13 protein-coding genes are annotated in these 14,766 nt (G+C 58.6%); 8 read left to right on the top strand and 5 right to left on the bottom strand.

Annotated features, from left to right (window positions below; translation table 11 throughout):
- The first annotated feature begins 181 nt into the window (after nt 1-181).
- Nucleotides 182-1,399 (top strand): 5-aminolevulinate synthase, encoded by a 1,218-nt coding sequence (gene hemA, locus AGR2A_RS00320; protein WP_004443751.1) that lies wholly within the window; start codon nt 182-184, stop codon nt 1,397-1,399.
- A 33-nt stretch (nt 1,400-1,432) separates the two neighbouring features.
- On the opposite strand, the gene dxr is transcribed toward hemA, so the two are convergent.
- Nucleotides 1,433-2,626: a 1-deoxy-D-xylulose-5-phosphate reductoisomerase gene (gene dxr / locus AGR2A_RS00315; protein WP_037090241.1), complete on the bottom strand. Its 1,194-nt coding sequence runs from the start codon at nt 2,624-2,626 to the stop codon at nt 1,433-1,435.
- Between the two features lie 187 nt (nt 2,627-2,813).
- On the opposite strand from dxr, the gene AGR2A_RS00310 reads away from it, so the two are divergent.
- The gene (locus AGR2A_RS00310) at nt 2,814-3,512 is read left to right on the top strand and encodes a phosphatase PAP2 family protein (RefSeq protein WP_072495131.1); all 699 of its coding nucleotides are present in this window, start codon (nt 2,814-2,816) and stop codon (nt 3,510-3,512) included.
- A 17-nt stretch (nt 3,513-3,529) separates the two neighbouring features.
- Entirely contained in the window at nt 3,530-4,774 is a 1,245-nt protein-coding gene (locus AGR2A_RS00305) for an FAD-dependent oxidoreductase (RefSeq protein WP_427832649.1), read from the top strand.
- A gap of 26 nt (nt 4,775-4,800) precedes the next feature.
- Here the strand turns inward: AGR2A_RS00305 and AGR2A_RS00300 are convergent, their stop codons facing one another.
- From AGR2A_RS00300 to AGR2A_RS00285, 4 genes are read right to left on the bottom strand one after another with little or no spacing between them, the layout of a single operon-like run.
- The gene (locus AGR2A_RS00300; protein ID WP_035210269.1) at nt 4,801-5,724 is read right to left on the bottom strand and encodes an ROK family protein; all 924 of its coding nucleotides are present in this window, start codon (nt 5,722-5,724) and stop codon (nt 4,801-4,803) included.
- Nucleotides 5,725-5,727: 3 nt separating this feature from the next.
- On the bottom strand, nt 5,728-6,900 hold the full coding sequence (gene nagA / locus AGR2A_RS00295) for an N-acetylglucosamine-6-phosphate deacetylase (RefSeq protein ID WP_035210268.1): 1,173 nt from the start codon (nt 6,898-6,900) through the stop codon (nt 5,728-5,730).
- Complete coding sequence (locus AGR2A_RS00290) at nt 6,897-7,919, bottom strand: SIS domain-containing protein (protein WP_072495130.1); 1,023 nt, start codon at nt 7,917-7,919, stop codon at nt 6,897-6,899. The genes nagA and AGR2A_RS00290 overlap by 4 nt, the downstream gene beginning before the upstream one ends.
- A gap of 25 nt (nt 7,920-7,944) precedes the next feature.
- Nucleotides 7,945-8,697, bottom strand: a complete 753-nt coding sequence (locus AGR2A_RS00285) for a GntR family transcriptional regulator (RefSeq protein WP_006698212.1) — start codon at nt 8,695-8,697, stop codon at nt 7,945-7,947.
- A gap of 440 nt (nt 8,698-9,137) precedes the next feature.
- On the opposite strand from AGR2A_RS00285, the gene AGR2A_RS00275 reads away from it, so the two are divergent.
- From AGR2A_RS00275 to AGR2A_RS00255, 5 genes are all read left to right on the top strand, one after another.
- On the top strand, nt 9,138-10,319 hold the full coding sequence (locus AGR2A_RS00275; RefSeq protein WP_004443731.1) for a Gfo/Idh/MocA family protein: 1,182 nt from the start codon (nt 9,138-9,140) through the stop codon (nt 10,317-10,319).
- Nucleotides 10,320-10,330: 11 nt separating this feature from the next.
- The gene (locus AGR2A_RS00270) at nt 10,331-11,215 is read left to right on the top strand and encodes a carbohydrate ABC transporter permease (RefSeq protein ID WP_004443728.1); all 885 of its coding nucleotides are present in this window, start codon (nt 10,331-10,333) and stop codon (nt 11,213-11,215) included.
- Complete coding sequence (locus tag AGR2A_RS00265) at nt 11,212-12,069, top strand: carbohydrate ABC transporter permease (protein WP_004443724.1); 858 nt, start codon at nt 11,212-11,214, stop codon at nt 12,067-12,069. The genes AGR2A_RS00270 and AGR2A_RS00265 overlap by 4 nt, the downstream gene beginning before the upstream one ends.
- A 38-nt stretch (nt 12,070-12,107) precedes the next feature.
- Nucleotides 12,108-13,340 carry an ABC transporter substrate-binding protein gene (locus AGR2A_RS00260; RefSeq protein WP_072495129.1) on the top strand — a complete coding sequence of 411 codons (1,233 nt, stop codon included), beginning with the start codon at nt 12,108-12,110 and terminating at the stop codon, nt 13,338-13,340.
- A 187-nt stretch (nt 13,341-13,527) separates the two neighbouring features.
- Entirely contained in the window at nt 13,528-14,640 is a 1,113-nt protein-coding gene (locus AGR2A_RS00255; protein WP_022556917.1) for an ABC transporter ATP-binding protein, read from the top strand.
- Nucleotides 14,641-14,766 lie beyond the last annotated feature (126 nt).

Genomic DNA, 14,766 nt, shown 5'->3' with positions numbered 1-14,766 from the left:
TTCCAAAAATCCGCTTTTTTGATGTGAATCAATTTTGCGCTTTTCATGAGCGGCTATAAACGGTTTATTGGAATGGTTCAAAACAACGGCGAATTGACGCAGTGGCGGCTAAAATAGCCCGGAAGGGTTGACGGTCCCGGCAACGAGGCAGAGAACGAGCTGGTCAATTCTGGAGCATGGCATGGACTTCGAGGCATTTTTCACGACGGAACTGCAAAGCCTGCATTCTGAGGGACGCTATCGCGTTTTTGCGGATATCGAACGCCAGCAGGGCAATTTCCCCCGCGCGACCCGGTATAACGCCAATGGTGAACGCAAGGACGTTACTGTCTGGTGTTCCAACGACTATCTCGGCATGGGCCAGAACCCGAAGGTTGTCGAAGCCATGAAAGCCGCCATTGATCACTGTGGCGCGGGTGCGGGAGGCACCCGGAATATTTCTGGCACCAACCACTATCACGTCCTGCTCGAGCGCGAACTTGCTGACCTCCATGGCAAGGAATCGGCGCTGATCTTCACCTCAGGCTATGTGTCCAACTGGGCTACCCTCGGCACGCTCGGCCAGAAGATACCTGGCCTGATCATCTTTTCGGACGCGCTCAACCATGCCTCAATGATCGAGGGCATCCGTTATGGCCGTTGTGAGAGGGTGATCTGGAAGCACAATGATCTCGAGGACCTCGAGGCCAAGCTCCAGGCCGCTGATCCGAACGCGCCGAAGCTCATCGCTTTCGAATCCGTTTATTCCATGGACGGCGATATCGCGCCGATCAGGGAAATCTGCGATCTTGCCGATCGTTATGGCGCCATGACCTATCTCGATGAAGTCCACGCTGTGGGCATGTACGGCCCGCGCGGCGGCGGCATTGCCGAGCGCGAAGGCCTGATGGATCGCCTGACGATCATCGAGGGAACGCTCGGCAAGGCCTTCGGCGTCATGGGGGGTTACATTACCGGCTCCACCGCGGTCTGCGATTTCATCCGCTCCTTCGCTTCCGGCTTCATCTTCACCACGGCATTGCCGCCGTCGCTCGCCGCCGGAGCGATTGCTTCGATCCAGCATCTAAAGGCAAGCCCTTTCGAGCGGGCCCGGCATCAGGACCGCGTGCGGAAGCTGCGTGGACTTCTCGATGCGCGCGGCATTCCGCATATGGACAATCCAAGCCACATCGTGCCGGTCATGGTGGGCGATGCTGCCAAGTGCAAATGGATATCTGATATCCTGCTCGACAGTCACGGCGTCTATGTGCAGCCGATCAATTATCCGACCGTGCCGCGTAAGACCGAGCGTCTGCGCATCACCCCGACCCCGCTGCATAGCGACGCGGACATCGAGCATCTGGTCGGCGCGCTGCATCAACTCTGGTCGCATTGTGCGCTGGCGCGTGCGGTGGCGTAAGGAAACTCTTCGGATAGGGAAATCGGGCCGCGTTTACGCGGCCTTTTCTTTGGTGGAGATGAGTTCGCCGGCATGGCGGCGGGCTTCCTCATCTGCCGCGAATACATCTTCGATCGTGCCAGCGCTGCGGCCGTCATCCATCCGGTCCATAACCGTTTCCACGATGTCCGCCATATCGAGGAAACCGATGGCGCCGTCGACGAAGGCGTGAAAGGCGGTCTCCTCGGCGGCGTTCAGGGCGGCACCCTGTAAGCCACCGCGCTCCAGCGCGGTTCGCGCCAGCCGAAGTGCCGGGAACCGTGCCTCATCCGGCGCCTCAAAATCGAGCCTCGCCAGTTTTGCGAAATCCAGCCGTTCGACGTTCAGCTGTCCGCGCTCAGGATAGGTAAGGGCGTAAGAAATGGCGGTGCGCATATCGGGAGATCCGATCTGCGCGATATAAGAGCCGTCGCTGTAGCCAACCATCGAATGCACGATCGACTGCGGATGGACTATTACCTCAACCTGATCGGGCCTGAGATCGAAGAGATATTTCGCCTCGATCATCTCCAGTCCCTTGTTGAACATGGAGGCGCTGCCGATGGAAACCTTCAACCCCATTGACCAGTTGGGATGGGCGCGGGCGACGTCCGCCGTGACATTGGCCATTTCTTCGCGCGACCATGTGCGGAACGGGCCGCCGGAAGCCGTCAGGATGATGCGTTCCACAGCCTCTCTGTGATCGCCCGTGAGGCACTGGAAGATTGCGCTGTGCTCGCTGTCGACCGGGATCAGCCTGCCGCCACCCTGCTTGACCGTGCGTATAAAAACATCGCCCGCCGAAACGAGGCACTCCTTGTTGGCGAGAGCGATATCTGCGCCACGCCTGGCCGCAGTCACCGTGGGGGCCAGACCGGGGGTTCCGGCAATGGCCGCCATCACCCAGCCGGCATCCATCGAAGCCGCCTCTTCAAGACCGGATTTGCCTGCCGCGGTCTTTATGCCCGTTCCTGCGAGAGCGGACTTGAGGTCTTCGTATTTGTCGTCCTCGGCGGTGACGGCAAGCTCCGCGCCGAATTGTCGCGCCTGCTCCGCCAGAAGGGCGATATTCCCGGCGCCGGTCAAAGCCACGATCTCGAATTGGCCCCTGCCGCCCAGTTGACGGACCACATCCAGCGTATTGGAGCCGATCGAACCCGTCGAACCCAAGATCGTCAGCTTGCGGGGCATTTCACTGGCATTCGTCATTTTCAGTCCGTCGGTCCGTTGCTGGTCGCAATTCTTCGGGCGTGCCGTTCTCCCGAAGGTACTGCACGTTTTCGGGCTATATGCTTTAGCCTCTACCCGCGAAAACAAGCCATAACAAGGACAAAGCCAGCCTATTGTTTTTGCGGATGGCAAAGCCATATGCAAGAAAAACGATGAGAGGATATTGATGCGGCGTTTTCTCGTTTCCAGCGGATGGATTTTTGCGGCGAGCCTTGTGCTGGTTGCGGCCTTTATCCCTTTTGATCCGCGCCTCTCGGAAAGCGCGCAGGCGTTGCCCGGTGCAGTGGTATCCTTTAATCGTGCGATTACCGATTTCGGAACTTTCCGCTGGATGCTTTATTCCGCCGGCGCGCTGGCCATTCTTGCCTATGTCGCGGCGCGGGTTCTCAGCGCGCAGACCTATCATGGCCGGTTGCGGACAGCGTGGCGGCTTCTCTCCTATTTCTTTCTGACAATCGGGACCGCGAGCATTCTCGTTCATACGCTAAAGTTCCTGATCGGCCGGGCGCGACCGGAGCTCCTTCTGGAAATGGGGGCGTATAGCCTCACACCCTTCACCGGAGACAATCTTTATGAAAGCTTTCCTTCCGGCCATTCCACGGCTGCCGGAGCGTTTTTCGGTGTCTTTGCCATGCTTATGCCGCGCTTTCGCTGGGCGTTTCTTCTGCTTGCCCTTGTGATCGGTGTCTCACGTGTCATTGTCGGCGCGCATTATCCGAGCGATGTGGCGGCCGGGCTGCTGCTCGGCATGTGGACGGCCATGGCCTTCGCCTTTATCTTCGCCAGGTCCGATATGTTGTTCCGGTTCGACGCACAGGGGTGGCCGCAACCGAAAAACGTGGCCTTACCTGCGCAAAAGACTTGATGGTGGTGGGGGATCGTATGGTTGCCGGGAGCCTTGACGCCGAAATGCCAGAGCGGAAGCGGATCATCACAAGGGTTGCCATTGCCGGAGCTGGCCCTGCCGGGCTCATGCTCGGGCTCCTCCTTGCGAGAGCAGGTATCGATGTCACCATCGTTGAAAAGCATGGCGATTTCCTGCGCGATTTTCGGGGCGATACCATTCATCCTTCCACTCTCGATATTGTTGAGCAGCTAGGCTTCATTCGGGAGTTTCTGGCGCTGCCGCATACGAGAGCGCAGAAACTTCATGCCGAGATTGCGGGTCGGACGGTCACCATCGCCGATTTTTCCCGGCTGCCTGCGAGAAACCGTTTCATCGCCTTCATGCCGCAATGGGATTTCCTAAGCTTTCTTGCCGGCAAGGCAGGGCAATATGAGAATTTCACGCTGCTCATGAATGCAGGTGTCTCGGGTCTGCGCGAGCGCGATGGCGTTGTTGCGGGTCTCGTGGTGGATACGTCCGACGGGCCGCTGGAGATCGATGCCGAGCTCGTGATCGGGGCGGATGGCCGCAATTCAATCGTGCGGGACAAGGCAGGTCTGTTGGTGGAAAGCTTCGGGCAGCCGACGGAGGTTCTCTGGATGAAACTATCCAGGCAGCCGGGCGATCCGGCGGAAACCATGGGGCATGCCGGCCCCCAGCAGGGTTTCGTCCTGATAGATCGCGGCGATTATTGGCAGTGCGGTTTTGTGGTCCGCCGCGGAACCTTCGCCGAGATGAAGGTTCAGGGTATCGCAGCGTTCCGCGATGCGGTGGCGAAAGTGTGCCCGCTGCCGCAGGAACGGCTTCTCGAACTTCAGACCTTTGACGATGTGCATCTGCTGACGGTCAGGATCGACCGGCTGAAGCGATGGTGGAAGCCTGGCCTCATCTGCATCGGTGACGCGGCTCACGCCATGTCGCCCATTGGCGGCGTCGGTGTCAATCTTGCCATTCAGGATGCCGTTGCCGCCGCAAATATTCTCATTCCCGTTCTTGCGCGGGGCGAAAAGCCCGGCGAGCGGGAATTGATGGCCATCGAAGCGCGGCGCTCATTTCCGACAAAGGCGACACAAAAGCTGCAATTGATGATGCGCAGCAGCCGGAAGAAGGATCAAGGCGATAGCCGCAAGGCGAAAGGGCCCCCCGCTTTCGTGCGCATCATTGCCCGCGTTCCGCTTCTCGCCCATCTCGCCGGCCGTTTGATCGGCCTCGGTTTCCGACGGGAGAAGTTGACCCGTTGATCCTTCGGTGGCGTGCAAGCGTCCGCTCAGGCCTCTTCGATCACCCGTGCATGTTTAAGCCCGAGAACGGCCGAGCCGATCAGTCCCGGTTCAATCCTGCAGATGGCAGGTACGACAAGCGGCCGGGCGAAGCGACGGAGAATTCGGGCTCTGACCGCTTCATCCAGTGTGGCAAGCAGTTCCCTGGAGTTTGACAGGCCGCCGCCGACCGGCACGATGGTTGCCCCGGTGACGTTTATCACCATCGCCAGCGGCGAAGCGAGAATATCGACAAGGATATCGATGGTTCTTGCGGCGTCCGGGTTGCCGCCCAGCCAGGCTGCGATGATCTCCTCGCTGGTCATGTCCTGCCGGTGGAGATGCATATGAAGCTTTTCCATGCCGCGGGCGCTGCCAATGGCATCGATACAACCCGTGAGGCCACAGCCGCATTCGAACCGAGGCAACTCGACCGGCGGGTTGCCGGCCCGCGTTGCAGCCACGGGTCCGTGGCCCCATTCGCCGGCGAAGCCACCCTCGCTGTTGATGAGCCGGCCGTCGATCACCAGACCTCCGCCGACACCGGTTCCGAGGATGACGCCAAAAACCACGCGATGGCCCCGCCCGGAACCGATCTCCGATTCGGCCATCACGAAACAGTCGGCATCGTTGGAGACGATGACAGGAAGGCCCAGCGCCTGTTCCAGTTCGTCCTTCAGCGCGCGGCCATGAATACTTGGAATATTGGCGACAGTGGCCCTGCCGGTGTCGGCATCGATGACGCCGGCAATCGACAGCGACACGCAGGCGGGTGTGCCGCCACTATTGTCGATGACGGATTTCAGGCCGGCGGCAAAGTCTTCAAAGCTGGTCTTTGGAGTCGGGATGCGCGGCACGGGGCGAATATCGTCAGGAGCGTAGGCAATCGCGCCCTTGATGGTCGTTCCGCCTATATCGAAACAAACGATCATGATTCAGCCTCCGGAGCGTGCGGCATCGTGGATCTTATCTCCGCCGATCCATGTCGAATGCATCTGAAGGTCAGGTGTAAGCATGACAAAATCCGCATCGAAACCAGGCAGAAGTCTGCCTTTGCCAGAAGCGCCGATTGCCTCGGCAGGATAGGCTGACGCCATTCTCAAGGCCTCTTCCAGCGGCGCGTCCAGCTTTTCGTGCATGAAGCGAATGCAGGAGAGCATATCGATATCCGCCCCCGCCAGCGTACCGTCTTCAAGCGTCAGCCGGCCGCCGTTGCGATAGACACGCCTGCCATTCAGTTCAAAACCATCATCGTCGGTGCCGATAGTCGACATGGCATCCGTGACGAGGAAGATGTGGGCCGGGCCATTCTTTGCGCGCAGCGCAATGCCGATCGCGGCCGGATCGACATGGAAACCGTCGGCGATCAATCCACAATCGAGCTTGCCGTTTGAAAGTGCCGCCCCCACGAGCCCCGGCTCGCGATGACCGAGCGGGCTCATGGCATTGAAAAGATGTGTGACCATCGAAGCACCTGCTTCGGCATAGGCAGTCGCCATGTCGAGTCCTGTGTCCGTGTGGCCGAGACTGACGACGATGCCGGCTTCTGCCAGCGCCTTGACCTGTTCCAAGGTTACATTCTCTGGGGCAACGGTCGTCATCACGAAGGGGAGTTTTGCCTTGCATCCGGTCAGCACCGCCAGATCAGGCGCTTCCATTTTGCGGATCAGTGCCGGATCATGTGTGCCCTTGCGGGCAACCGAAAGATGCGGGCCCTCGAAATGCAGGCCGAGAAAGCCGGGCACCCTTTCTCTTTGGGCGTCAATGCCCGCTTCGGCGGCTCGCAATGTGATATCCGGCCGGTCGGTGATGAGCGTGACCATTAGCGCCGTGGTGCCGAATTTCGCATGGGCAGAGCAGATCCGGGCTATTCCTTTCGCATCCGGCTGGTTATTGAACATCACCCCACCGCCGCCGTTGACCTGAAGGTCAATGAAGCCAGGCGTGATAAGCAATCCTGGCGCGTCGATGATCTCGGCTTCTGCCGGTGCGGACATGCGGCCACTGATGTCGCCGACACGGCCATCCACGGTCACGAGCACCCTGTCGTCGTGCCATGCGGCACCATCGAAAATGCGGGCGCCGACAAATGCCTTTATGCCGCTCATTGAGTTTCCGTCACCTTCTTCAACGCCACCGGCGCATCCGGGTTGAAGCCGCGCAGGCGCGACAATTGCTCGATGAAGCCGTAAAACGGCGCGATCAACAACAATGCATCGGTCAGCGGATGGTTGGTTTCCACGAAGGGCAGGGACTTGGCGGGGCTGCCTTTTGAGGATGTAACGAAAACATTGGCGCCCTTGCGGGAGAGATTTGCGGCAATTTCCGTCACGGAGGTCTCGGCGCGGTCACGGGCGGCAAAGGCGATGACCGGAAATCTCGGCGCGACCAGCGAAACCGGGCCATGCATGACTTCCGCCGACGAATAGGCTTCCGCGTGCAGTTCGCAGGTTTCCTTGCATTTCAGCGCGGCTTCCGCGGCGATGGCGAGAGCAGGACCACGGCCAAGCATATAAAGCGATTCCTCACCCTTGACCGCCTCGCCGATGTGGCTCCAGTCAAGGGCGACAGCCCGGGCGAAATTCTGCGGCAGGGCGCTGATCGCCTTGGCAAGCAGGTTGTCTTCCGTCCATTCGGCAAGGATCGCGAGACCGGCAACGATGGAGTTGACGAAGGATTTGGTGGCAGCCACGGCTTTTTCCGGGCCAGCCTGTATATCGATGGCGTGATCGGCGGCATCGCCGAGCGCAGATGGCAGGGTGTTGACGAGCGAGAAAGTGAGCGCGCCGCCATCGCGCGCACTTTGCGCCAAGGCGACGATATCCGGGCTCTTGCCCGATTGCGAAACGGCAATGGCCGCCGCCCGTTCCAGCCGCAGCTTGGTCTGGTAGATCGAGGCGAGCGACGGGCCGAGCGAGGCGACCGGAAGCCCGGTCTGCAGTTCGACGGCATATTTCAGGAAATGGGCGGCGTGATCGGAAGATCCACGGGCGATTGTGACGATAACGGCCGGATCACGGGCCTTCAGCTTGGCGCCGGCTTCCTGGAAGTCCGAATTGGCATTGTCGAGCAGGCGGGCGACTGCATCGGGAATCTCATCGATTTCCTGGCGCATCAGGGTTGTCATTGTTTCTGTCCTTGATCACTGGTGGTCACTCGGGGCCCATCGTCAGTTCGGCGACGAGGTCATAGGCGTCGCTGCGGTACAGCGCACGGGAGATTTCCATGAGGCGCCCGCTTTCCAGATAGGCCATTCGCTGAACGGAAAGCGCTGCCGAGCCCGGCGGAACGCCAAGCAGCAGGGTTTCTTCATCGGTAAGGTTACGGGCAGAGATGCGCTGGATGGCGCGCACCGGGCGAATGCCACTTTTCTCAAGCTCAAGATAGAGCGAATTTTCGACCTGTTGCGGGTCGGGCAGAATATCGCCTGGCAGGCTCGTGACTTCGAGCGCGATCGGCTGGTCATTGGCAAGGCGCAGACGGGTGAGCCGCGCCACCATGGCCGATTGTGAAAGACCAAGCGCCATCATTTCGTCGCCGGTGGGGTGAAAGAGGCCTCTGTCCAGCCATCGGGTGCTCGCCGTCATGCCACGCCGGCGCATGTCCTCCGTAAACGAAGTGAGCTTGGTCAGAGGCTGTTGCATGCGGGTGATCGGCTTGACGACAAAGGTACCGGAACCGTGCCGCCGGACGAGGAGGCCGTCGCGCACGAGGTCATCCACAGCCTTGCGCACCGTGACGCGGCTGACGCAGGCACTTTCCGCAATGTCGCGCTCTGGCGGCAAGGCATCGCCATGTTTCAGGCGGCCACCATTGATGGCGTCTTCAATCGTCTGGCGCAGCTTTAGGTAAAGCGGGCCGCCACCCGATTGCAGATCCTCCAGATTAAGCGCTGCCCCGTTCATCCATAACCTCTGTTACAATACGATATGGCTGCTTCTGGCTATACCACACAAGTCGCGATCAGCAATACCAAAATAGAACCATTGGCGAACTTGTATTATTAATCGGAGCTTTTTTCGTTCTAGTGCCTCAATTTAAGGCCTTATGATCGAAATTTCCGCATTAACCAAAAAAATTTTCTGAGCATTGTAATTGCTCTAGACGATTGGCATTTTTTTGGTATTGTTTTGGCATCGGTTGCCGGTGAATAGCTGTTGCGCGTCCTGCTGGCCTGGAAGAATCGGTTTCATATCCGCGACTTGCCAGAGTAAATCGAATTTTGCTTGACCGTTTTGAAAACTAATTTCATCATGGTTGGAAATTATCGCAGATAACTGAATAGCCAGCGGAGAATTGGCTGAATCTGCGAAAATTATTTACTAATGAGCAGGGAACAAAGTTCATGAAGGTGGGAATTATCGGACTCGGATTCCGTCTCGGTTATCTGGGCTACGTTTTTCATGAGATCGACAAGGATTTCGAGATCGTCGGTTATGTCGATCCGGCGCCGGCGGGCTTGCCGGGTCTCAAGGAAAAGGGGATCTCGGCCGGCAAGGCTTACGACAGCCCCGAGGCCTTGATCGCCAATGAAAAATTCGATCTCCTGATGATCGGTTCGCCGAACCACATGCATCTCGACCATATCCGCATCGGTCTTGAGGCGGGTTGCACCATCTTCTCCGAAAAGCCGATCGTCGTCAGCATCGAGGAAAGCCTCGAACTTGCCCGGCTCCTCAACAAGCATGGTCACGAGCGGTTGCTGGTGGGTCTCGTTCTGCGATATTCGCCGCTTTACCGCGATCTGCGCGCCGCACAGGCTGAAGGTAAGCTTGGCGATGTCGTTTCCATCGAGGCTTCCGAGCATATTCCGCCCTATCACGGCGCATTCTTCATGCGCGACTGGCGGCGTTATGAGCACTATTCCGGCTCCTTCATGCTCGAAAAATGCTGCCACGATCTCGATCTCTACAATGGTGTTGTCGGCGCGCGACCCCGTTTCGTATCGAGCTTTGGCGGGCGCAAAAGCTTCACGCCGGCCAATGCGCCGCAGAATGATGGCATCAACGACATGGAGGTTTACCATCGCAAGCCGAGCGGCTGGATGGGATCCGACAAGGTTTTCGACAGCGACGGCGACATCATCGATTATCAGACGGCGATCGTCGAATATGAAAACGGCGCTTCGCTTGCTTTCCATACCAATCTCAACGTTCCCGATGATTTCCGCCGTTTCTGCGTCATCGGCGCCAAGGGCATGGCGGAGGGCGATTTCGTGCGCGGTTTTCTCAACGTGCATAATGCCCGCACCAATGAAAAGACCCTGGCCAAGACCTATTCGGCGGCAACCACGCTCTCGCAGCATTATGGTGCGGACGAGCAGATGGCGGAGGATGTCATCGCCCATGTCGTCGAGGGCGCGCCGCTTCCGGTTTCCGCGCTCGACGCAATCGAGGCCGGTATTCTGGCGCTTGCGATGGATGAAGCGCGTCATGGCCGCAAGGTGGTCGATCTGAAGCCGGTTTGGGAGGCATATGATCTGGCCCTGCATGGGCAGCCGAAATCCCCCGCCGTGAAAACGGCTTGAGGGGCAGCGCGATGGAAGCGAAACGCAGCGCTGTCGTCTTTGCCTGGCTCCTTCTTTTGCCGGCGCTTTTATACATCACGGTTATCGTTGCTTATCCGCTTGTCGATACCTTCATCCTGTCCTTTACCGATGCGTCGCTCAGGAAAACGACAAATTGGGTCGGCTTCATCAATTACGAGAAGATCTTCAACGCTACTTTTGCCGATGTCATCACGCGGACCTTTATCTGGACGTTCTTTTCCGTCTCGATAAAGATGATCATCGGCACCTTTGGTGCAGTGCTGCTGAACTCCGCCGTTCCCGGCCGGGCGCTGTTTCGCATCCTGACAATGCCGCCATGGATCGTGCCGATGGCTATCGGCATCTTCATGTGGGGCTGGATGTATAACGGCCAGTTCGGCATGATTTCCGGCGTGCTGCAGAACCTCGGCCTGGTGGATGGTCCGGTCGCATTCCTCGCCTATGGCAGAACGGCATTCTGGGCAACGATCGTCACTGACGTCTGGATCGGCGTGCCGATGGTGACGCTCTATTTGCTGGCGGCCATCCAGGCCATTCCGCAGGATCTCTACGAGGCCGCATGGACAGACGGGGCAAGCCGCCTCTACCGCTTCCGCCGCATCACGCTGCCGCTGATGCTGCCCGCGATGATTACCATGTCGATGATCTCGCTGATTTCGACCTTTAATTCCTTCGATATCATCTGGATCCTGACGCAGGGCGGACCGACCGGCCAGACCACGACCATGATCATCGACACGTACAAGACGGCGATCGGCTCTTACAAATATGGTGAGGGTGCCGCGCGCGCCGTGCTGATCTGCATCTTCCTGTCGATCTTCACCTATTTCTACTTCCGCATTACCAGCCGCATCTCGCAGGAGGCCAGCCGATGACCGACAAGAATGCGATGATCAACCGCTACAGGTGGTATGAAATTGTCGGGATTTATTGCGGTATCGCCGTGTTCCTGACCTTCGTGCTGGCGCCCTTCGTCGAAGGATTCCTGGTTTCGCTGAAACCGCTCAGCCTGCTGTTTTCCTCGCCTTACAAGTTCTGGCCGACAAACGGTTCCTTCGAGGCCTACCGCACCATGTGGGTCAGCGTTCCGGGCTTCGCCCGCTACGTTTTCAACTCGTTCTTCATTTCGACGATCTCCACGATCATCGTTCTGCTTCTGGTGGTTCCGGCGTCATATGCCTTCGCCCGGTTCCAGTTTCGCGGCCGCGGGCAATTGCTCGGTGCATTTCTGGCGATCAACATGTTCTCCGGCGCCGTGCTCCTGATCCCGCTTTACCGGCTGATGCGCAATATGGGTGTGCTGAACACCTATCTGGCGATGATCATTCCCGGAGCCGCTTTCCTGATCCCGACCGCGATCTGGCTTTTGCGCACCTATATGCTGCGTATCCCGCGGGAACTGGAAGAGGCGGCCTATGTGGATGGCGCAAGCTACTTCTACACCTTCCGTCGGGTGATCCTGCCGCTTGCGATGCCGGGTATCGCCGTGGTCTCCATCACAACCTTCATCGGCGCTTATGCGCAGCAGTTCATCTTCGCGCTCACTTTCAATTCCAAGACCGAATATATGCCGCTGCCCATCGGCCTCTTCGCCTATTTCGGTCGTCAGGAAGTCATCTGGAATGAGTTGATGGCGGCCAGCTTCGTCGGCATTGCGCCGGCCATGGTCGTGATCTTCTTCATGCAACGATATCTCGTCAGCGGGCTGACCGCCGGCGCGGTGAAATAAACAACAACCGGAACGACCACCAAAACGGGAGACTACCTATGGCACTGAAACATTACGGATTGGCGCTCTGCGCTTTCGCATTTGCCGGTTCCACTGCCCTTACCACGGTGACGGCGCACGCGGCCGACAAGGAGATCAGCTGGATCTATTGCGGCGACAAGATGGACCCGATCCACGAAAAATACATCAAGGAATGGGAAGGCAAGAACGAGGGCTGGAAGGTTGTGCCCGAGGTCGTCGGCTGGGCGCAGTGCCAGGACAAGGCGACAACGCTTGCCGCTGCCGGCACGCCCGTCGCCATGGCCTATGTCGGTTCGCGCACGCTGAAGCAGTTCGCGCAGAACGATCTGATCGTTCCGGTGCCGATGACCGAAGACGAAAAGAAGAGCTATTACCCCAACATCGTCGACACGGTGACGTTCGAGGACACGCAGTGGGGCGTTCCCGTCGCATTCTCGACCAAGGCGCTCTATTGGAACAAGGACCTGTTCAAGCAGGCTGGTCTCGATCCCGAAGTGCCGCCGAAGACATGGGCTGAAGAAATAGCCTTCGCCAAGCAGATCAAGGAAAAGACGGGTATTGCCGGTTACGGCCTCCCCGCCAAGACCTTCGACAACACCATGCACCAGTTCATGCATTGGGTTTATACCAACAACGGCAAGGTGATCGACGGCGACAAGATCACGGTCGACAGCCCGCAGGTTGTCGCGGCGCTGACGGCCTATAAGGACATCACGCCCTATTCCGTGGAAGGCCCAACGGCCTATGAGCAGAATGAAATCCGCGCCATCTTCCTCGATGGTAAGGTCGGCATGATCCAGGCCGGCTCGGGCGCCGCAACACGCCTGCAGGAAACCAAGATCAACTGGGGTATCGCGACCCTGCCGCTCGGCCCGGAAGCCAAGGGTCCCGGCACGCTGCTCATCACCGACAGCCTGGCGATCTTCAAGGGAACCGGGGTTGAAGAAAAGGCGACCGAATTTGCCAAGTTCATCACGTCGCCCGGCCCTCAGGGCGAATATGAGCTGCAGGGCGGCGCGGGCCTCACCCCGCTGCGTCCGTCTGCCAAGGTAGACGAATTCGTTGCGAAGGATCCCTTCTGGAAGCCGCTGATCGACGGTATCGCCTATGGTGGGCCGGAGCCGCTCTTCACGGACTACAAGGGTTTCCAGGACGTGATGATCGAGATGGTTCAGTCTGTCGTTACCGGCAAGGCAACGCCGGAAGATGCGGCAAAGAAGGCTTCTGGCGCTCTCGAGCAATATAAATAATCCGATTGCGACGGTTGCGGGCGCAATGCCCGCAGCCGGTCCGTTTCGCCGTGAGATTGGTCGCCGCCCCCTGTGGCTGCTCTTTCTCGTGTTTTTCAACGGTTCCGGTCTGACGCGGTTTCCGCCTCATGGTCCGGAACGTCTCTGAATGCGGCCAGATTTCGGCCGCTGACGGGAGAGGCAAGTCTTGGGTCAGCTTTATCTCAACAACGTCCGCAAGAACTATGGACATTTCGAAGTCATCAAGGGCGTTCAGCTCGACATCAGGGATGGCGAGTTCGTCGTTTTTGTCGGCCCCTCGGGATGCGGCAAGTCCACTTTGCTGCGCATGATCGCCGGCCTTGAGGATATTTCCGGCGGCGACGTCGTCATCAACGGCGTGAAGGTCAATGAACTGCCGCCGGTCAAGCGTGGTATCGCCATGGTCTTCCAGTCCTATGCTCTCTATCCGCATATGACTGTTTTCGAAAACATCGCTTTTCCTTTGCGCGTCGAAAAGATGGAAGAGGGCAAGATCAAGGACAAGGTGGAGAGCGTCGCAAAGATTCTTCAGCTCGACCAGCGCCTGCAGCAACGCCCCGGCATGTTGTCCGGCGGACAGCGCCAGCGCGTTGCCATCGGTCGCGCCATCGTTCGTGAACCGAAGATATTCCTGTTCGACGAACCGCTTTCCAATCTTGATGCCGCCCTTCGCGCCGATATGCGCATCGAGCTCACCAATCTTCACAAGACGCTCAAGGCAACGATGATCTATGTCACACACGATCAGGTGGAGGCCATGACCATGGCGGACCGCATCGTTGTGCTGAATGCCGGCGAAATCGCCCAAGTGGGCGCGCCGCTCGAACTTTATCATAAGCCGGCGAACCTGTTCGTCGCGGGGTTCATCGGTAATCCGAAAATGAACTTCCTGAAGGTCACCTGCAAATCCGTCGGTCCCGAGGGTGTAACGGTGGCTTATGAGGGCCAGACGATCACCGTGCCGGTGGAACCTCGCGCTGCTCTGGAAGGCGCCCAGCTAACGCTTGGCATTCGCCCCGAACATACCGGCCTCGAGCCGGCGGACCTCAACATCAAGGTGGCTCCCAGTGTCATCGAGCGGCTCGGTGTGAACACGATTGCCTATGGCGTCGCGCCGACAGGTGAAAATTATTGCGCGCTGCTTTCCGGCTCCGCACCCGTGGTGGTGGACGAGCCCATCGTCACCGGCATCAAGGCATCGGATTGTCACCTGTTCGACGAAAGCGGCATTGCTCTCGAGCGGCGCGTCGATCTTTCCGTCCTCAAGCTGATACAATAACGGCTGGGAGTCGGGCCATGCACTCTGTCCTAACGCGCCCGGCTTTTCCTGATGCGATCGGTGTCCGGCGATTTTTGTCCGTCACCGGGCGAAAAAACAACGCCGGGCTTTTGGCCCGGCCTTCAC

The sequence above is a fragment of the Agrobacterium genomosp. 2 str. CFBP 5494 genome (assembly GCF_900013495.1).
In the GTDB taxonomy this organism is placed as follows: Bacteria; Pseudomonadota; Alphaproteobacteria; order Rhizobiales; family Rhizobiaceae; genus Agrobacterium; species Agrobacterium pusense.
Note: the sequence above shows the minus strand (reverse complement) of the source record. Positions and strands in the feature narration are given on the sequence as shown.